The organism is Pseudomonas sp. PHC1 (genome assembly GCF_046487845.1).
GTDB lineage: Bacteria > Pseudomonadota > Gammaproteobacteria > Pseudomonadales > Pseudomonadaceae > Aquipseudomonas > Aquipseudomonas sputi.
The window spans coordinates 72,666-90,653 of record NZ_JBJXHJ010000007.1; the positions used below are offsets into that span (position 1 = coordinate 72,666).

Genomic DNA, 17,988 nt, shown 5'->3' on the forward strand with positions numbered 1-17,988 from the left:
AGACATAAGAAAAATTTGTTGCCATGAACCTGAAGTTTCTCGAAACCTTCGTCTGGGTCGCCCGGCTGAAAAGTTTTCGCCTGACCGCCGACAAGCTGTTCACCACCCAGGCTTCGATCTCGAGCCGGATCGCAGTGCTTGAAGGCGAGCTGGGGGTGAAGCTGTTCCTGCGTGATTCACGCGGCGTCAGCCTGACCCCTGAAGGTCTGAAAGTGCTGGACTATGCCGAGCAGATGCTCGACACGATGCAGGCGCTGAAACAGTCGATCGAGACCCGATCGAGCAAGGTCGGCCGTGTGCGCATCGGGGTGATGGACACGGTGATTCACACCTGGCTCAGCCCGTTGGTGGCGCAGATGACCGATCTGTACCCACGGGTGGAAATCGAGCTGGTGGCGGATACCTCGCTGAACCTCTGCGATCAGCTGCAAAAAGGCTTTCTCGACCTGATCCTGCAAACCGATCTGGTGCGCCAGGAAAGCGTGCGCAGCCTGGAGCTGGCCAGCCACCCCATTGGCTGGATCGTCGCCAGTCATTCGATCTACAACCGCGACTACCAAAGCCTCGCCGACCTGGCGCAGGAACGGATCATCACCTACTCGAAAAACTCCCGCCCGCATCAGGACATTCTGGCGCTGATGCAGGCTCAGGGCGTGCTGGCGCCCCGGTTGAACTGTGTGAATTCGGTGTCGGCGATCACTCGACTGTTGCGTGACGGATTCGGCATTGGCGCGTTGCCGCCGGTGCTGGTGGCCGAGGAACTGGCGCGAGGGGAATTGACTCTGCTCGACATCGAACAGCGCCCGCCGAACCTGCAGGTGGTGGTGTCGTGGCGGGTCGGGGTGGCATGGGTCGAAGAGATTGTGACGCTGTGTCAGCAGGTGCTGGAGGGGTATGCGCAGAAAGTGGGCGAGAACTACATCGTCCTGTCTTGATCGTTCCCACGTCGAGGCGTCGAACCGTCTGCGTGGGAACGATCTTCATAAGGCTCAGAGCCCGCGCACATCCCGATCTTCGATCGGCCGGCTCTGGCGCAGGCGCTTGCCGCCCAGCACCACCCAGTCGATCAGACGGAACAGGCATTCCAGGCCGAACGACAGCAACAGCGCGCCGCTCATGCCCCAGATCATCGCCTCAGGCGTCAGCAGGATCTGGTAGCTGTAACCGTTCCAGGTTTCCTTGCGGATGTCCGGGTCGGCGGCCAGCACCACTTGCAGGAAGCGGATGTACCACGGGCCCTGCATCGCCTGGAATTGCTTGTCCAGCGCCAGCTGACGGTTGAGCAAGGTGCTCAGGCTGTCGGCATCGCTGCGAAACACCGGGTCTTCGCTGGCGCGGTAATGGGCAACCAGCGCCTGGATATCACCCTTGAAGAACTGCTCGGCGGTGCCCTGGAAGCCGCGCAGGCCGGTCTGTGCCTCGATCAGGTGCGCTTCGACCCGCTTGGCGTAATCGTTGATGAAGCCCGGCACCTGGACACCGATCAACAGGCCCGCCGCAAACAACACCAGCCGTAGATAACTGAGCAACATTCGGGGAAATCCTTATTCGGTCGTGCCCTGGCTGACGCATTCGCCGCGTCGCCACAGGCTCCATTGGCCCGGTTCGTAGCGGGTCCAGGTTTCGTTTTCGGTCAAGGGTTCGGTGGCAATCACCGTGACCACGTCGTTGGGCGTGGTTTCGGCCTGGAAATCGACGATCACATCGACATCCTTGAGCCGCGCCGGGCCAAACGGTGCGCGTCGGGTGATCTGCGCCAGTTTGGTCGAGCAATAGCAGAACAGCCAGTCGCCATCGCTGAGCAGGCAGTTGAACACGCCTTGGCTGCGATATTCGGCGCAGGCCGCGACCAGATCCGGCAACAGCACTTCTATATCGACCGGTTCCGGAAACGCTGCACGTATGCGATTGAGCAAATCGCAGAACGCCGCTTCGCTGTCGGTATCGCCGACCGGACGGTAGAAACTCTTGATCGGGGTGAAATCGGCGAGCTGGCCGTTGTGCGCGAAGCACCAGTTGCGCCCCCACAGTTCGCGGACGAACGGATGGGTGTTGGACAGGCAGACCTTGCCGACGTTGGCCTGACGGATATGACCGATGACCACTTCGCTCTTGATCGGATAGCGCTGCACCAGATTGGCCACTTCCGATTCGCTGCTGGCCGCCGGATCCTGGAACAGGCGCAACCCGCGCCCTTCGTAGAAGGCAATGCCCCAGCCGTCGCGGTGTGGCCCGGTGCGACCACCGCGCTGCATCAGCCCGGTGAAGCTGAACACGATGTCGGTCGGCACGTTGGCACTCATGCCCAGTAATTCACACATGTGCGGACTCTCGTGATTACAGACGCGGCTCGACCCGCATGCGCTGCGGATTGCTCGGCACCGGCGGGCGACCGTAGCGGTCATCCCCGGCGCCGCCGAACGGTTGCTCGGCGTCCCGCTCGTCTTCGGCCCGGGCGGCTGCGCGGACAGCTTCGGCCTTCTCCCGGCGGGCCTTGGAGGCGCGTTCGATCGGCAGGCGGATCAGCACAAAAATCAGATACAGACCGAACGCGATCATGGCGTACATGAGCAGTTCGGAAATCGCGCGCCAGGCGTTGTTGCCGACCTTGAACGCCAGATCCAGCACGGTGATGGCGATGGCCGGGGCGAATTTTTCTTTCACCGGGTCAATGATGGTCGGGCTGAACAGCAACACCGCCATCAATACACGCAGCGGCTCGCGCAGCCAGCGCCACATCCAGCGGGTCATGCGCATCCACACCAGCAGGCAGCCCACGGCGGCAAAGGCGTAAAGGCCCCAGGCGATCAGATAGTCGTTCTCGGTCATGGTGTCCATGGCAAGGCAGGCAAAGAGGCGCTTATAGTAACGACTTTTCGCACGTCAGGCTTCCCCGCCGTCCGTGCGGCCCTTATTTGTCATGTCCGAGAGCTTTCCATGCCCGTATCCGCCAACGTCATCAGCGCCCCGATTGCCCACAAGGCCGCCGGTCACGACCCGTACGCCTGGCTGCAGGAACGCGACACCGACGCGGTGCTCGACTACCTCAAGGCTGAAAACGACTATCAGCAAGCGCAGACTGCCGATCAGGCAGAGCTGCGTGAAACCCTGTTCGAGGAGATCAAGGGCCGGATCCTCGAAACCGACCTGTCCCTGCCGTCGCCATGGGGCCCGTATCTGTATTACACCCGCACCACAGCAGGTGACGAGTACGCCCGCCACTACCGCTGCCCGCGTCCGGCCGACGACAGCCTGACCCTCGACGAAAGCCGCGAACAGCTGCTGCTCGACCCGAACGCCCTGGCCAACGGCGGCTTTTTCTCCCTCGGCGCGTTCAGCATCAGCCCGGATCATCAGCGTCTGGCCTACAGCGTCGATGCCTCGGGCGACGAGATTTACACGCTGTTCGTGAAGGAATTATCCAGCGAGCGCGTCAGCGAACTGGAATTCCAGGACTGCGACGGCAGCATGACCTGGGCCAACGACAGCCTCACGCTGTTCTTCGGCGTGCTCGACGACACCCATCGCCCGCACAAACTGTTTCGCTATCGCCTCGACGGCACGGCTGCCGAAGAGGTGTTCCACGAACCGGACGGGCGTTTCTTCCTGCATTGCTACCGCGCCAGCTCCGAGCAGCAGTTGCTGCTGTCCCTGGGCAGCAAGACCACCAGCGAAGTCTGGGCGCTGGACGCCCATCAGCCGCACCTGCCGTTCACATGCCTGGCGCCCCGGGTCGAGGATCACGAGTACGACGTCGATCACGGCAAGCTCGACGGCGAATGGACGTGGTTCATCCGCACCAACCGCGACGGCATCAACTTCGCCCTGTATCAGGCGCCGGACACCGGCAGCGCACCGAGCGAAGCCGACTGGCAGAACCTGATCCCGCACAGCGATTCGGTGATGCTCGATGGCGTGACCCTCAACGCCGAGGCCCTGACCCTGAGCCTGCGCGAAGGCGGATTGCCGATCATCGAAGTCCGTCCACACAGTCTGGCGCCTTACCGCGTGCAACTGCCGGACGCGGCCTACAGCCTCTACGTGCAAAACAGCCTGGAGTTCGAAAGTGACCGCATTCGCCTGCGCTATGAAGCGCTGAATCGTCCGGCTCAGGTTCGGCAACTGATCCTCGCCACTGGCGAGCAGACCGTCCTCAAGGAAACCCCGGTGCTCGGCCCGTTCGACGCCGACGCCTACGTCAGCCAGCGCCTGTGGGCGACCGCGCCGGACGGCACCCAGGTGCCGATCAGTCTGGTGATGAAACGGGAAATGGTCGGCAAAGCCGTGCCGCTGTACCTGTACGGTTATGGCGCCTACGGTTCGAGCCTCGATCCGTGGTTCTCCCATGCCCGCCTGAGCCTGCTGGATCGCGGCATGGCGTTCGCCATCGCCCACGTGCGTGGCGGCGGCGAGCTGGGCGAAGCCTGGTATCGTGCCGGCAAGCAGGAGCACAAGCACAACACCTTCAGTGACTTCATTGCCTGCGCCGAATTTCTGATCCTCAACGGCATTACCACCGCGCCACAACTGACGATCAGCGGTGGCAGCGCCGGTGGCCTGCTGATCGGCGCGGTACTCAACCAGCGCCCGGATCTGTTCGGTATGGCCATTGCCGAAGTGCCGTTCGTCGATGTGCTCAACACCATGCTCGACCCGGATCTGCCGCTGACCGTCACCGAATACGACGAGTGGGGCAATCCCGAGGAGCCCGCGGTTTACGAGCGGATCAAGGCCTACGCGCCGTACGAAAACGTCACCGCGCAGGGCTATCCTGCGACGCTGGTAATCGCCGGCTACAACGACAGCCGCGTGCAGTATTGGGAAGCGGCCAAGTGGGTGGCGAAGCTGCGCGCGACCAAGACCGATGACAATCCCTTACTGCTCAAGACCGAACTGGGCGCCGGCCACGGCGGGATGAGCGGGCGCTATCAGGGATTACGTGACGTAGCCCTCGAATATGCATTTGTTTTCAAGGTTCTGGGCATCGTCTGAGGAACTCCGCCGGTCAGTCAGGTCTTAATTCCGGGCACCGGGAGCCGATAAGCAGATCGGCCCCGGTGGCGAGCCTGCCACCCGACACAACAAAAAGACCGCACGACATGTCAGAACCGACTCTACTGAACAACGAAATCCGCGACTGGCTGATGGACTGCGGCCTGTTCGATCAATTGCAGCTGGCGGATTTTGCCGCCGCCTCGGGCTACTTCAGCATCAGCACCGTGGCTGAAGGCGAAGCGATCTTTCGCGAAGGCGATGCCGGCAGTTTCATGTGCATCATCCACACCGGCCAGGTGGCCGTGCAGAAAACCGGCGTCGACGGCCAGGTCGTGACCATGGCCACCCTGCGCAGCGGCCGAGCGTTCGGTGAAATGGCCGTGCTCGACGGCGAACGCCGTTCGGCGACTTGCGTGGCGGCGAGCAACTGCCAGTTGCTCAACCTCGGCAAGGATTCGCTGGAAAAAATGCTCAACGACGCGCCGAAGATCGCTGCCAAGATCATCCGCGCCCTCGCCGTCTCCCTCTCCAAACGCCTGCGCATGGCCGACGGCCAGCTCGCCGCCCAGCAGATCTAGCCTCCCGGGGATTTGGGTTTGCTGTCGGTCTGTTCCAGGCCCGGCAATGGCTGATCCTTGGTCGGCGGGCTGGGCATTTCGATTGGCACCAGCGGCGGTCCGCCACTGCCGGGGCCGGCCTTGGGAATCGGCACCGGACTGATCTGCGGATACGGGGTGGGCGTCGCCGTGCCGGGCGAGCCCGGTTGCGGTGTCGGGCTGACGGGAATCGTCTGTTGCGCCTGTACGGCAGTTATCGAGAGCGCGGCCAGGGTAATGGCCGTTAGAATGGTGCGCTTCATCAAGGGCTCCGTTGGCCTGAAGTCTGCCTTCAGGCTACTCCCAACGCGCCGGCTTGCCTTCCCCCCTGTAGAGATTTCCATGAAACGTTTCGTTCTGCTCGACACCACGCCGATCCCTGACAACGGCGGCGCCCTGTGCCTGTTTGAGTATGGCGAGGACTTCGTCATCAAGATTCAGGGCGGCGACGGCGGCCAATTGATGAACACCCGCATGCACGGTTCCGAAGACGCGCTGGCCGAGATTCCGTGCCGCAAGGTCGCCGGCCGACCGAACTCGCGGGTGCTGATCGGCGGGCTGGGCATGGGCTTCACTCTCGCCTCCGCGCTCAAGCATCTGGGCAAGAGCGCCGAAGTGGTGGTCGCCGAACTGGTGCCCGGCGTGGTCGAGTGGAATCGCGGCCCGCTCGGTGAAAAGTCCGGACGTCCGCTGCTCGATCCGCGCACGGTGATCCGCCAGGAAGACGTGGCCAAAGTGCTGCAAAGCGAGCCGAACGGCTTCGACGCGATCATGCTCGACGTCGACAACGGCCCCGAAGGCCTGACCCAGAAGGCCAATAGCTGGCTGTATTCCGCCGCTGGCCTGGCCGCGTGCGCCAGGGCGATGCGGCCCAAAGGCGTGCTGGCGGTGTGGTCGGCCAGCGCCGACCGGCAGTTTTCCGACAAATTGAAGAAGGCCGGTTTCAAGGCCGAGGAAGTCCAGGTCTTCGCCCACGGCAACAAGGGCACCCGTCATACGATCTGGATTGCCGAGAAGCTCAAGGGCTGAGCTAAACTGGCCCCATAACCGTCATTCGTCTTTCTGCAAAGGTGAACCCATGAGTTCGTCCACCCCGACCAACACTTCGAAGCTGGATCGCATCCTCGCCGACAACCAGCGCGACAAGGAAATGGGCTACCGCGACAAGGCCCTGAAAATGTACCCGCACGTCTGCGGCCGCTGCGCCCGTGAGTTTTCCGGCAAGCGCCTGAGCGAGCTGACCGTGCACCACCGTGACCACAACCACGACAACAACCCGCAGGACGGTTCCAACTGGGAACTGCTGTGCCTGTACTGCCACGACAACGAACACTCGCGCTACACCGACCAGCAGTACTTCGGCGAAGGCTCGCTGAGCACGCCGAAAATCGCCAAGGCCACGCACAACCCGTTTGCGGCGCTGGCCGGCCTGATGAAAAAAGAAGACTGATCCCCCTACCCTGATCGTTCCCACGCCCTGCGTGGGAACGATCTGTCCTGAATCTGCCCGCCCTCCCCCAATCCCCGTATAATCGCCCTCTTTTTCCCGAAGGCACCCCGCTCGTGGCAGACAAACGGTACAGCTGCATTGGTTTGTATAACCCCAAATCACCGGAAAACGTCGGTTCGGTGATGCGCGCCGCAGGCTGTTATGGCGTATCGACCGTGTTCTACACCGGCAAGCGCTATGAACGCGCCGCCGACTTCGTCACCGACACCAAGCGCGTGCACTACGACATCCCGCTGATCGGCATCGACGACCTGAAAAAGATCCTGCCGCTCAATTGCGTCCCGGTTGCCGTGGAACTGGTCGACGGCGCCCGCCCGCTGCCCGAATACACCCACCCGGATCGTGCCCTGTACATCTTCGGCCCCGAAGACGGCTCGCTGGATCAGGAGATCCGCGACTGGTGCGAAGACGTCGTGTACATCCCGACCACCGGTTGCATGAACCTCGCCGCCACGGTCAACGTTGTGCTCTACGACCGCATGGCCAAAGGCCTGAACACCCGCTCCGGGCCGAAATTCCGCTGAAACGCCGCACATCCGATGGAACGAGCTGACGGCCTGCGCAGTCAGCTTGTTTATCCATCACTCATTGCCTGGAGAAAGATCATGACCGAGCTCAAACGCGTCGAACGTATCGAATCCACCCCGTTCCAGAGCCGTTCCGAACAGAACGTCGAAGGCTGGGAGCGCATCGGCTCGCTGGCCGGCGGCGTGATCATGGTCGGCAAGGGCCTGCGTCGTGGTGGGGTGTTCGGGCTGATTCAGGTGGCGATTGGCGGCGTGGCCATGGCTCGCGGCATCACCGGGCACAGTTCGGTGAAAAGCCTGCTGGAGAAAAGCCGTCAGGACATGAACAACGTGCGAGCAAAGATCGAGCGGGCCGGTGAAGAGCTGAGCAAGCTCAAGGCCAATGCCGAGGCGGCGACCAACACCGCCACGGTGACCGGCAATGATTCGGTGAAATCGCCGAAAGCCGGGGTTTGATCGCTACCGAAGCAAGGCGGTATCGAGGGCCAGAGACGACTCGCCGAGAATGCTTTCGGCGAGTTGCACGAACTCTTTGGTGTCCACCGTCCCCAGATGCATCGCCCCGCGCAGCACATCATCCAGCGAGCGCTTGTTGCGGGTCTTCAGGCGAATCTCGCCATCCAGTTCCTGTAACAGCAGCACCGCTTTCGACACCTGCGCCGGACTGATCTGTTCGCCGCGCAGGGTCGTGACTGTCTGGCTGTCCTTCGCCAGTTTCGCCTGCAAACTCTGATAACGCTCGTCGCTCATGCCGCCCGCACGGCGCACCAGTTCAATGGCGTAATACTCGGCGAACCCTTCGCTGATCCAGTCGCTGCGCTGTTCGTCGTTGATCCGCCCGAACACCTGTGCCAGCTCGCGCACCAGAGCACTGCTGCCGCTTTCGCTGACCAGCGGCAACCGCGTGTTGAGGTAGATCGACTCCCGCGCCGCCAGGCTGCCACGCCACATCGGGTCGTTGGCGCCGACGATCAACAGTTTGCTCGGATGGCGGGGAAACACCGCCTGCACCTGCGGCCAGACGAACGTCAGCAGCGTCAGCACGTCCATCCGGCGCATACCCTGCCCCTGCGGCGAGGCCACGGTGACCTCGGTTTCGCCCAGCCGGGTGCGGCGACTGCCGAGGTGGCCGGCGAGCATCCAGCCAGTCGGGCGGTCGAACAGGCGTGACGGATTGTCGATGCGGAATGTGTTCTTGCCGATGCGCGGCCAGGCGGTTTCGACGCTTTTCCAGCCGTCGGGCAATTGGACGTGCAGGCGCGCGATCAACTCAATGCCGTCCTGTTGATCGAGCTTGGCCGGCGGCACCAGTTCATCGCCGCGCATCAACGCCCAGGTCGGCGTCATGCGCGTGTCGAAGCTGCCGTTCTTGCGGCCGTGGCTGATGCGTACGCGGTAGGTCAGGCTGGCTTTGTCCGCCGCTGGTCGCCAGATCCCGCGCGCCGGTTTGCCCGGTGTCAGTTGCCACTGGCCGTCGGCCTTGAACTCGCTGTAGTGGCTGCCATCGCCAAGATCGAAATCCAGACTGCGCACCGCTTCGCCCTTGGCAAGGGTCAGGCGCACTTCGGCCTGATCGCTCTGCGGCAGCAGGCGTACCTGATAATCCAGATCGACTTTCTTTGCCGCCCACACCGGCGCACTGAGCGCCAGCAGCGTGACGATCAGCGTCCGGCGCAATCCCGTCGCCATGCCTGCTCCTTGGTGAGTCGTCAACCTGCGCGGAAAATCAGGTGATCTTCCCAGTCGTCTTCCGGCACGCTGCCTTCGGCGAGCATGCGCCCTGACTGGGAGATCCGTTCGTGGTGCACCGCGTCGCGATCACCGCAGACCAGGTGATGCCACAGCGGCAGGTCCTTGCCTTCGCTGACCAGCCGATAACCGCAGGTCGGCGGCAGCCATTTGAACGCTTCGGCCTGGCCCGGGGTGAGCTGGATGCAGTCCGGGACAAACTGCATGCGGTTCGGGTAATCGCTGCACTGACAGGTCTTGAGGTCCAGCAGTTTGCAGGCGATGCGCGTGTAATAGACGCTGTTGTCTTCTTCATCCTCGAGCTTTTGCAGGCAGCACAGGCCGCAGCCGTCGCACAGCGATTCCCATTCCTCGTGATCGAGTTGATCGAGGGTTTTGCGTATCCAGAACGGTTCGACTTTGGCGGCCATGGCTCAAGCATCAACATCAGGTGGTGAAAAGGCCGCCAGTCTAGTGCCCGAGGCTCTGTGTTCCAAGCGCCGGCGACTGCCGGTTGTGCAGGGCTTGTCAGTTTTTGCGCGGCCAAGTAGCTTTGCCGGTCACACCAGGCCTTTGCCGGATGCCATTAACGCTCGACCGCGTCGCACCCGGTGAACGGCAGGCTTGCGCCACAACCCCATCGTTCAGCCCAACTGATCCCGCCGGGTTTCGCTTCCAACCTGTCCTCAAACGTAGCAAGGAATCTTTCGATGAGTGCCAACCCTCGCGTTGCCGAATACGCCATTCACCCGCAGTTCACCGATCGCTGGTCGCCCCGCGCCTTCACCGGCGAAGCGATCCCGGAAGAAACCCTGCTGAGCTTCTTCGAAGCCGCACGCTGGGCGCCGTCGGCGTACAACTCGCAGCCATGGCGCTTTCTCTACGCCCGGCGCGACACGCCGAACTGGGAGCGTTTCCTGGGCCTGCTCAATGAATTCAACCGCAGTTGGGCACAGCACGCATCGGCGCTGGTGATCGTGATTTCAAAAACCACCTTCACCGCACCGGGCGCCACCGAAGAAACCCCGGCGCTGTGGCACACCTTCGACACCGGTTCGGCCTGGGGCCATCTGTCGCTGCAAGCGAGCCTGAGCGGCTGGCACACCCACGGCATGGCCGGCTTCGATCAGGAGCTGACCCGCAAGGAGCTGAACATTCCAGAAGGCTATGCGTTGCACGCCGCCGTTGCGGTGGGCAAGCTGGGTGACAAGGCCACCCTGGCGGATTACCTGCAAGCACGAGAAGTACCGAGCCCGCGTCGTCCGCTGAGCGAACTGGCGGCTGAAGGCGACTTCACCCTCTAAGCCCCTTTTGATGATCGTTCCCACGCAGAGCGTGGGAACGATCTCTATAGTCAGTAACCGCGTGCGAAATCCACTTCCCCACGCAACGCTTCACCCGCCTGATATGCGCGCAAGTTATCCAGAAACAACTGCACCATCATCGGCGGCGAGGTCGGCGCCGAGCTGTGCCCGGTCAGCAGCAAGCCCCACGCGGTCCAGAACGGATGCCGTTGCGGCAGCGGTTCCTGACGGCAGACGTCGATCACCGCGCCGGCCAGATGGCCTTCTTTCAACGCCTCGACCAGATCCGCATCGACCACCGCCACACCGCGTCCGGCGTTGATGAACAGCCCGGTCGGCTTGAATTGCTTGAACAGCGCAGCGTCGTAGATGTCGTGGGTGTGCTCGGTGTTGGGCAGCAGGTTGACCACGTAATCCGCTTCGCCCACCAGCCGTGGCAAGTCCGCCATCGAACCGACTTCGACAAACGGCGCCTGTTCGCGGGCGCTGCTGGCGATGCCGTACAACTCGACGCCGAACGGCAGCAGGAACTGCGCCACGCTCTGGCCGATGTCGCCGGTGCCGACGATCAGCACTTTGCGTCCGACCAGGCTCTGGCCGGTGCGGTTGTCCCATTTGCGCTCGACCTGGCTGACCAGCCGCGCCAGCACTTCGCGCTCGTGGCCGAGCATGTAGGTCAACACGTATTCAGCCATCACCTGGCCGAAAATCCCGACCGCCCGGGTCAGGCGGTAATCGCGGCGCAAACCGTCGGCCAGCAGCGGTGTGATGCCGGCCCAGGTCGATTGCAGCCATTGTGGCTGGTGGCCCTGACGCAACAGGGTCGCCAGCAGATCCGGCTGGCCCAGCCACACCGGGCAATCGACGGCCTGGCGGGCCAGCTCGGCGGAGTCGCCGCTGGTCAGCACTTCAAGCTCCGGGGCCGCCTGACTCAGCAGTCGGGCGTATTTCGCGTGGTCGTGTTCAGCAATCAGAACGCGCATTTTCAAACCTTTCGCAAACCGTGCAGGCGGCCGCCCACTTCGTGGCAGCCGTCGCCGTAAAAACCGTTCCAGGGGTAACAAGAGGCCCAGGACAGGGCCTCGCAGGTCAGACCGGGTCGTTGCGTCGCAGCAACTCTTCGGGCAAGTGCTCGATGTACTCTTCCTCGGCCGGTGGCATTTGCAGGTGATAGCCCTGCTTCTCGAGGTTTTCCAGGACCACGGCGATGTCTTCACTGGCCAGCTTGCGCTCGGGCGTCAGCACCAGATCGAAGGAATGCTTCGCCTTGCCGAACGCCGCCATCAGACCTTCCGGCACGCGCTCCAGCGCATCGCTCTTGAGCACGTACAGGTACATGCCGCTTTTCTTCGAACTTTGATAAATGGAACAAATACGTTTCAAGGCTGTTCTCCGGCGGTGGCCAGGCTGTCGAGCAGCTTCTGGCCCATCAATTCGCGGCGCCAGCCACGCAGTGAATCAGGCAATTGGTAAGGGCCCTCGGGGAAGCCGCTTTTGACCAGGGCTTCGAGCGTTTTCTTGCGCAGCATCAGTTCCGGCGCGATGCCCAGACGTTCAGCTTCAGCCTGACCGAGCGCGCGCAGCTGTTTGATCAGCGCGGCGGCTTCGATCGGCAATGGCTCCGGCACAGCTGGCGGCCATTGATCAGGCCCCACACTGCCAGAGCGCTTGATCAGATCAAGCAGAAACTCGCCGTCCTGACGCACGGTACGCGGGTGCATGTCTTCGATCTTGCCCAGCGCGCTGAGGTTGTCCGGTTGGGTCCGGGCCAGCGGCCACAGCGAGTGTTCACGGACGATGCGATTGCGCGGCAGATCGCGGGCGCGGGCTTCGCGCTCACGCCAGGCGCACAGTTCGCGCAGCACGGCCAGTTGGGCGCGGGACAGTTTCCACGCCAGTTTGGCCTCGCGATAGACCTCGTACGGATCGGTTTCGCGGCGCAGGTTGGCGACCAGTTCGGCGCCGTCCTCCAGCACCCAGGCGAATTTGTCGTCGGACAGTTTCGGACGCAGTTGTACGAAAACCTCCGCCAGATGCACGGCGTCTTCGGCGGCATAGCTGATTTGCGTGTCGGACAACGGACGCTGCAACCAGTCGGAACGGGTTTCGCCCTTGGGCAGTTCGATGCCAAGCACTTCCTGCACCAGACGCGAATAGCCCATCGAAAAACCGAGGTTCAGGTAGGCAGCGGCCAGTTGGGTGTCGAACAGCGGCGCCGGCAGGCTGCCGGTCAGGCGCAGCAGGACTTCAAGGTCTTCGCTGCAGGCGTGCAGGACTTTGAGCACCGCCGGGTTTTCCAGCAACGCAGCCAAGGGTTGCCAGGCGTTGATGGTCAGCGGGTCGATCAGGTAGGCGCGTTTGCCGTCGCCGACCTGCAAGAGGCCGGCAATCGGGTAGAAGGTGTCGACCCGCATGAATTCGGTGTCGAGGGCAACGAACGGCAGCTGCTGCCACTCGGCGCAAAACTGCGCGAGGCTATCGTTGTCGCGAATCCAGTGAATATCGATGGCCACACGGCTCTCCCTTCAAGAATGGCGCGCAGTATATATCGCCACCGGCGCTTTCCGCGCCTCTACAGGGCAAGAGCTTGATGAAATCTCCTGCCTGAAGGAAAGAATAGTCTTACAGAGTGAGTCTGCCGGCTCACTCCTTGGCCAACACCCCGTCGATCACCGCGCCACGGCAACCGGCAAACAGGTCGAGATCCTGCTGGTAGACCTTGGTCTGCACTTCCAGCAAACCGAGCATCGAGTGGAACAGGTTGTCCTGGCTCAGCGGCTTGTCGCGGCTCATTTGCAGGCAATGGGTGTCGACCGAGTAGGACTTCTGATAGCTGTCGGAGAACCAGGCCAGCATCGCTACGTGTTTTTGCTGCTCCGGCGCCAGCATGTACGGCGTGCCGTGGAGGAACAGGTTGTACTCGCCCAGGGATTCGCCGTGGTCGGACAGGTAAAGCATGGCGGTATCGACCTTGTCCTGATTGCTGCGCAACACATCGATCAGGCTCGACAGCACATGGTCGGTGTACACCAGCGTATTGTCGTAGCCGTTGACGATGCTCTCGCGGCTGCAATTGTTCAGTGCGTTGCTTTCACACACCGGGGTGAAGTGTTCGTATTCCTTTGGATAACGCTTGAAATACTCCGGCCCGTGGCTACCCATCTGGTGCAGGACCAACACGGTGTCCTTGTCCAGGTGATCGATAAAGCTTTGAAGGCCTTTCAAGAGGATTTCGTCGCGGCATTCGCTGTTGGCGCACAGTGCCGGGTCTTTCAGATTGCTGACATCCTGCAGGGTGACGCGATCGCAGGTGCCTTTGCAGCCCGACTGGTTGTCGCGCCAGATCACGTCGATCCCGGCCCGTTTAAGCACGTCCAGCAACCCTTCTTCATTCTTCGCCTTGCTGGCGTCGTAATCCTTGCGGCCCATGTTGGAGAACATGCACGGCACCGACACGGCGGTTTCCGTGCCGCAGGAATGCACGTCGGTGAAAGCGATCAGGCCGGCTTCCTTGTCCAGTTTCGGTGTGGTGTCGCGGCCATAACCAAGGATGCCGAAGTTTTCCGCCCGGGCACTCTCCCCCACCACCAGCACCGTCAGGGATTTGCGCGGATGGTTCTGCACGGCGGCGTTGCGCTGGGCGTCTTCACCGATCGTGACGAACGGTTGCTGCGCCGAAGCTACTTGCTCACGCAGATAACCGGCCGAGGCGCCAATGTAGTTGCTCGGCACCAGCATCAGGCGAATTTCGTGGTGATTGCGAAACAGCGAGGACAAACCCTGATAGTTGGCTAACGCCACGCCGCCAATAACCGCGACCGACGCGACACTTACTACAACTTTACTTAACAACTCGCGATGCCAGCGACGATAGTTGACTGGAACTTTCCATAACAACCACGACGGCAAGACACCCAGAAACACGATATAAGCGAATAACTTCAAAGACAGCAGATCGCGAACTTCCGTGGCATTGGTTTCGGCAAAGTTGCGAAACATGCCGGCATCGATCATGACCCCGTATTGGCTCATGAAATAAGCCACGCCGGCACTGACCATGAACAACAACGTCAGCACCGGTTTCAATACGGGTCGAAACGCCAGCAACGTCAGCACAATGTTATAGGCCGCGAAGATCATCACCCCGAACGCAATGCGCATGGCAATGCCCTTGCCGTCCGCAGTGGTGATGTCGAACAGGTGTTGCCAGAGCACGAAATTGAATCCGGTCAAAAGAAAGGCGCTGGCAAACAACGTCACCCATTCCGGGCGCACGGCTTTTAACTTGAACATGGCGAGGGGCGATTTCCTTGAAGTAAGTGCCGTCGTCAATTGTGAAAATTTCATTGACTCAGACCACACAAACTTTAAGCAGGCAACCATCAATTTTTTGTGAAAAAGAAGCCAACGATTAGTTGGCTCAAGAAATAACCGTGAAACTTTCGGCGTATTTGAGAATGGTTCAGCTGTGGTTCAGTTGTGGGCGACGAGGTCGCGTATCGAATTTCTCGATAGCGCATCCGACTTTCTGATTTGCCGCCCCGCTCGCCTGCCCGCCTAATCGACAGCCTCTGGTTCAAAGGTCTGAAGATGGAAAACGTTCGCGCCACTGCCCGCCCCGCCATCTGGCTGATGCTCGGCATCATCCTGGTCGCCCTCAACCTGCGCCCGTCGATGGCGGCGGTCGGGCCCTTGCTCTCGGCCATTCGCGGCGATATAGCGCTGAGTTTCAGCCTCGCAGCGTTGCTGACCCTGCTACCGGTGATGGCGATGGGGCTGGCGATGTTTTTCGGCATGGCGGTCAGCCAGCGCCTCGGTGAGCAGCGCACGGTGCTGCTGTCGTTGTTGATCATTGGCGTAGCAACGCTGTCGCGCTTGTTTCTCGACTCGGCCGGCGGATTGATCGCCAGCGCCGTGCTGGCCGGGATCGGCATTGCACTGATCCAGGCCTTGATGCCCGTGCTGATCAAATCGCGGTTTCCCGACAACGTGGCGCTGTGCATGGGCCTTTACGTCACCTCGATCATGGGCGGCGCGGCGCTGGCCGCTTCGTTCGCACCGTGGGTGCTGATGCAGACCGGCAACTGGCGGGCGGGTCTGGCGGTCTGGGCGGTTTTGGCACTGCTCGCCATTCCTGTGTGGTGGACAACCCGCGCCACGGCGCCGGACACCAACCAGGCCGCTGTCAGAAAAGAATCCTTCTTCACGAATTCCCGCGCCTGGCTGCTGGCGATCTTCTTCGGTCTCGGCACCGCGTCCTACACCTGCGTGCTCGCCTGGCTGGCGCCGTACTACGTGGAAAAGGGCTGGAGCGAACAAAATGCCGGCCTGGTGCTGGGTTTTCTGACGGCCATGGAGGTGATTTCCGGGCTGGTGGTGCCCGCCATCGCCAATCGCAGCCGTGACCGACGCCAGGTGCTTGGCGCCCTGCTCAGTCTGATCATCGCCGGATTCCTGGGTCTGATCCTCAGCCCGCAGCACCTGAGCCTGCTGTGGCCCTGCCTGCTCGGGCTGGGCATCGGCGGACTGTTCCCGATGAGTCTCATCGTGTCCCTCGATCACCTCGACGAACCGCAACGTGCCGGCGGGCTGACCGCGTTCGTACAAGGTATCGGCTACCTGATTGCCGGGCTGTCGCCCTTGATGGCCGGACTGGTTCGCGATCGACTGGGCAGCTTCGAGTGGGCGTGGTGGTCACTGACGGCAGTGATGGCGCTGATGCTGCTGATGGTGCTGCGTTTCAACCCGCGGCATTACGCCCGGCACATGGACTGATCAATTCGACCCGTCTGGATAAAGGCTTCTGGCCATCTTTGCCGGGTTTGATTGGGCACGTCGTGTTACTAAAACTTTCTGTCCCACAAGTGACCGTGAAAAGTCCTACAGGGCTTTCTCCTGGCACCATCGTTCCGTTACGATCATGCGCACACGTTTGCGCAGATTCGGCGCAAGGAGCACAGCGAGACAGAACGGATGCTGAACAGTAACTTGCTTAGAAAGCTCGACATGCAGGATCTCATGGTGTTTGTCGCCGTGTATGAGCAAAGCAGCGTCACCGACGTTTCGGAGGCGCTGTTCGTCAGCCAGTCCACCGTCAGTTACTGCCTGAAAAAACTGCGCAACAGCTTCGAAGACGAATTGTTCGTCAACACCCGCACAGGCATGCGCCCGACCTACAAAGCCTGCAGCATGTATGGCCATGTGCAGAAAATCCTCGAAAGCATCAACCTCTGCCACGCCGGCGCCCCGACCTTCGACCCGATGGCGCAACCGGTGACCTTCAACATCTGCGCACCGGAATACTTCGAGCAATTGATTCTGCCGCGAATGTTGAAGCGCTTCGACTTCAATGACTTGCCGGTGATGGTCAACATGCACAAGTTCGAAACCGACGTGCCAGTCGAAGAATTGCGTGATGGCAGTCTCGATCTGGTGATCTGCTTCGGCCCGCACTTCCATCGCAGCCACGCCGACCTGAAATCACGCATGCTGCTGGAAGACGACCTGGTCTGCGTGTTTGACAAACGCGCCACGCCGCTGGAGCCGCGCCTGAGCCTGCAAGCCTTCACCGAACGCCGGCATGTGTTCCCGACACCCTGGACGTCGACCACCAACATGGTCGATGGCTGGCTGGCGCGGCAGGCGCAGAAACGCCAGATCGTCGCCCGCTCCAACAGTTACAGCGCGGCGTTGAAGATGATCACCGGCACCGATTTCATCCTCACCCTGCCCCGGCGGATCCAGCGTTTGCTGACCAACGACGCCGTGTTCAATCACTGCGAGGCGCCGAATGGCCTGCCGGGATTCACCCTCGACATGCAGTGGAGCCACAACGTCGATCAGGACAGCGCCAACCTCTGGCTGCGCGAGCAGATCATCAAGACCTGCGCGGAGCTGGAAGCCGCCTGAGTCCTACACGCCAATGGCGGTCTTGTTGTAGGACCCACGGTCGATGTCGAGCAGTTCCACGCTCAACTGCACCTCGACCCCGGCCGGCCATTCGCACAGTTCCTGCAACACCGCCAGCAGGCTCTGCGACAGTTGCGTCTTGATCTCCGGGGAACGACCGCTGAGCAGCGCCAGCCTTACCGCCACAAAGGCACGCTCGTTCATGGCGGTGCCGACCTTGAAGGTCTCAACCTTGGTCGCACGACTTTTGATATCGAACTCCTGGACGAACTGACCTGACCCCACCAGGGTGTTGTTGAGCCGGATCAACGCCACGTCGGCGTTCAGTTGCGGCAGGTTGGCGGTGTATTCGAGGTGCAGGTGTGGCATATCGGTGCTCCGGTGGTTTGGCACAAAGGCCGTACATATAACACAGCAAC

The 17,988-nt window shown here is 61.6% G+C and carries 21 protein-coding genes; 10 read left to right on the forward strand and 11 right to left on the reverse strand.

Features of this window, described 5'->3' with window-relative positions:
* The first annotated feature begins 23 nt into the window (after nucleotides 1–23).
* A complete protein-coding gene (locus ACKJSM_RS12270; RefSeq protein WP_410237600.1) occupies nucleotides 24–935 on the forward strand; it encodes a LysR family transcriptional regulator in 912 nt (303 codons plus the stop codon).
* 54 nt (nucleotides 936–989) lie between these two features.
* Here the strand turns inward: ACKJSM_RS12270 and ACKJSM_RS12275 are convergent, their stop codons facing one another.
* Genes ACKJSM_RS12275 through ACKJSM_RS12285 form a run of 3 tightly spaced genes read right to left on the reverse strand, consistent with a single transcriptional unit; the run spans nucleotide 990 to nucleotide 2,838 of the window.
* A complete protein-coding gene (locus ACKJSM_RS12275) occupies nucleotides 990–1,532 on the reverse strand; it encodes a DUF2937 family protein (protein ID WP_007956487.1) in 543 nt (180 codons plus the stop codon).
* A gap of 12 nt (nucleotides 1,533–1,544) precedes the next feature.
* The gene (locus ACKJSM_RS12280) at nucleotides 1,545–2,321 is read right to left on the reverse strand and encodes a class II glutamine amidotransferase (protein WP_236182088.1); all 777 of its coding nucleotides are present in this window, start codon (nucleotides 2,319–2,321) and stop codon (nucleotides 1,545–1,547) included.
* 16 nt (nucleotides 2,322–2,337) lie between these two features.
* A complete protein-coding gene (locus ACKJSM_RS12285; RefSeq protein ID WP_410237601.1) occupies nucleotides 2,338–2,838 on the reverse strand; it encodes an MFS transporter in 501 nt (166 codons plus the stop codon).
* 99 nt (nucleotides 2,839–2,937) lie between these two features.
* Here ACKJSM_RS12285 and ACKJSM_RS12290 point away from each other — a divergent pair, with 99 nt between their 5' ends.
* Together ACKJSM_RS12290 and ACKJSM_RS12295 are read left to right on the forward strand one after the other, a co-directional pair.
* Nucleotides 2,938–4,992, forward strand: a complete 2,055-nt coding sequence (locus ACKJSM_RS12290) for a S9 family peptidase (RefSeq protein ID WP_410237602.1) — start codon at nucleotides 2,938–2,940, stop codon at nucleotides 4,990–4,992.
* Nucleotides 4,993–5,099: 107 nt separating this feature from the next.
* Nucleotides 5,100–5,573 (forward strand): cyclic nucleotide-binding domain-containing protein, encoded by a 474-nt coding sequence (locus ACKJSM_RS12295; RefSeq protein WP_236182085.1) that lies wholly within the window; start codon nucleotides 5,100–5,102, stop codon nucleotides 5,571–5,573.
* Here the strand turns inward: ACKJSM_RS12295 and ACKJSM_RS12300 are convergent.
* On the reverse strand, nucleotides 5,570–5,854 hold the full coding sequence (locus ACKJSM_RS12300) for a hypothetical protein (protein ID WP_085700621.1): 285 nt from the start codon (nucleotides 5,852–5,854) through the stop codon (nucleotides 5,570–5,572). The two genes, ACKJSM_RS12295 and ACKJSM_RS12300, sit on opposite strands and share 4 nt — an antisense overlap.
* A gap of 79 nt (nucleotides 5,855–5,933) precedes the next feature.
* Between ACKJSM_RS12300 and ACKJSM_RS12305 the strand changes: the two genes are divergently transcribed.
* From ACKJSM_RS12305 to ACKJSM_RS12320, 4 genes are all read left to right on the forward strand, one after another.
* Complete coding sequence (locus ACKJSM_RS12305) at nucleotides 5,934–6,620, forward strand: hypothetical protein (protein ID WP_085648590.1); 687 nt, start codon at nucleotides 5,934–5,936, stop codon at nucleotides 6,618–6,620.
* A 49-nt stretch (nucleotides 6,621–6,669) separates the two neighbouring features.
* Nucleotides 6,670–7,041 (forward strand): YajD family HNH nuclease, encoded by a 372-nt coding sequence (locus ACKJSM_RS12310; RefSeq protein ID WP_007944009.1) that lies wholly within the window; start codon nucleotides 6,670–6,672, stop codon nucleotides 7,039–7,041.
* Between the two features lie 113 nt (nucleotides 7,042–7,154).
* Nucleotides 7,155–7,625, forward strand: a complete 471-nt coding sequence (locus ACKJSM_RS12315; protein WP_007958066.1) for an RNA methyltransferase — start codon at nucleotides 7,155–7,157, stop codon at nucleotides 7,623–7,625.
* 81 nt (nucleotides 7,626–7,706) lie between these two features.
* A complete protein-coding gene (locus tag ACKJSM_RS12320; RefSeq protein ID WP_134022975.1) occupies nucleotides 7,707–8,084 on the forward strand; it encodes a DUF2892 domain-containing protein in 378 nt (125 codons plus the stop codon).
* 3 nt (nucleotides 8,085–8,087) lie between these two features.
* On the opposite strand, the gene ACKJSM_RS12325 is transcribed toward ACKJSM_RS12320, so the two are convergent.
* Entirely contained in the window at nucleotides 8,088–9,317 is a 1,230-nt protein-coding gene (locus ACKJSM_RS12325) for a hypothetical protein (protein WP_410237605.1), read from the reverse strand.
* Nucleotides 9,318–9,337: 20 nt separating this feature from the next.
* Nucleotides 9,338–9,787 (reverse strand): YcgN family cysteine cluster protein, encoded by a 450-nt coding sequence (locus ACKJSM_RS12330; RefSeq protein ID WP_085611599.1) that lies wholly within the window; start codon nucleotides 9,785–9,787, stop codon nucleotides 9,338–9,340.
* A 279-nt stretch (nucleotides 9,788–10,066) separates the two neighbouring features.
* Here ACKJSM_RS12330 and ACKJSM_RS12335 point away from each other — a divergent pair, with 279 nt between their 5' ends.
* Complete coding sequence (locus ACKJSM_RS12335) at nucleotides 10,067–10,660, forward strand: nitroreductase family protein (RefSeq protein ID WP_410237607.1); 594 nt, start codon at nucleotides 10,067–10,069, stop codon at nucleotides 10,658–10,660.
* A gap of 50 nt (nucleotides 10,661–10,710) precedes the next feature.
* Here ACKJSM_RS12335 and ACKJSM_RS12340 read toward each other — a convergent pair whose 3' ends face one another.
* The 4 genes from ACKJSM_RS12340 to ACKJSM_RS12355 all read right to left on the reverse strand — a co-directional run bounded on the left by ACKJSM_RS12340 (nucleotide 10,711) and on the right by ACKJSM_RS12355 (nucleotide 14,953).
* Entirely contained in the window at nucleotides 10,711–11,643 is a 933-nt protein-coding gene (locus ACKJSM_RS12340; protein ID WP_236180811.1) for a D-2-hydroxyacid dehydrogenase, read from the reverse strand.
* A gap of 106 nt (nucleotides 11,644–11,749) precedes the next feature.
* Nucleotides 11,750–12,043 carry a YcgL domain-containing protein gene (locus ACKJSM_RS12345; RefSeq protein ID WP_007958052.1) on the reverse strand — a complete coding sequence of 98 codons (294 nt, stop codon included), beginning with the start codon at nucleotides 12,041–12,043 and terminating at the stop codon, nucleotides 11,750–11,752.
* Nucleotides 12,040–13,173, reverse strand: coding sequence for a ribonuclease D (rnd, locus tag ACKJSM_RS12350; protein ID WP_007958043.1), 1,134 nt, complete (start codon nucleotides 13,171–13,173; stop codon nucleotides 12,040–12,042). Before rnd ends, ACKJSM_RS12345 begins: the two co-directional genes overlap by 4 nt.
* Before the next feature lie 130 nt (nucleotides 13,174–13,303).
* Nucleotides 13,304–14,953, reverse strand: a complete 1,650-nt coding sequence (locus ACKJSM_RS12355; RefSeq protein WP_410237609.1) for a phosphoethanolamine transferase — start codon at nucleotides 14,951–14,953, stop codon at nucleotides 13,304–13,306.
* A 297-nt stretch (nucleotides 14,954–15,250) separates the two neighbouring features.
* Between ACKJSM_RS12355 and ACKJSM_RS12360 the strand changes: the two genes are divergently transcribed.
* Nucleotides 15,251–16,435 (forward strand): cyanate transporter, encoded by a 1,185-nt coding sequence (locus ACKJSM_RS12360; RefSeq protein ID WP_410237610.1) that lies wholly within the window; start codon nucleotides 15,251–15,253, stop codon nucleotides 16,433–16,435.
* Nucleotides 16,436–16,633: 198 nt separating this feature from the next.
* Complete coding sequence (locus ACKJSM_RS12365; RefSeq protein ID WP_236180822.1) at nucleotides 16,634–17,569, forward strand: LysR family transcriptional regulator; 936 nt, start codon at nucleotides 16,634–16,636, stop codon at nucleotides 17,567–17,569.
* A 3-nt stretch (nucleotides 17,570–17,572) separates the two neighbouring features.
* On the opposite strand, the gene ACKJSM_RS12370 is transcribed toward ACKJSM_RS12365, so the two are convergent.
* Nucleotides 17,573–17,938: a 5-carboxymethyl-2-hydroxymuconate Delta-isomerase gene (locus ACKJSM_RS12370; protein ID WP_236180824.1), complete on the reverse strand. Its 366-nt coding sequence runs from the start codon at nucleotides 17,936–17,938 to the stop codon at nucleotides 17,573–17,575.
* Nucleotides 17,939–17,988 lie beyond the last annotated feature (50 nt).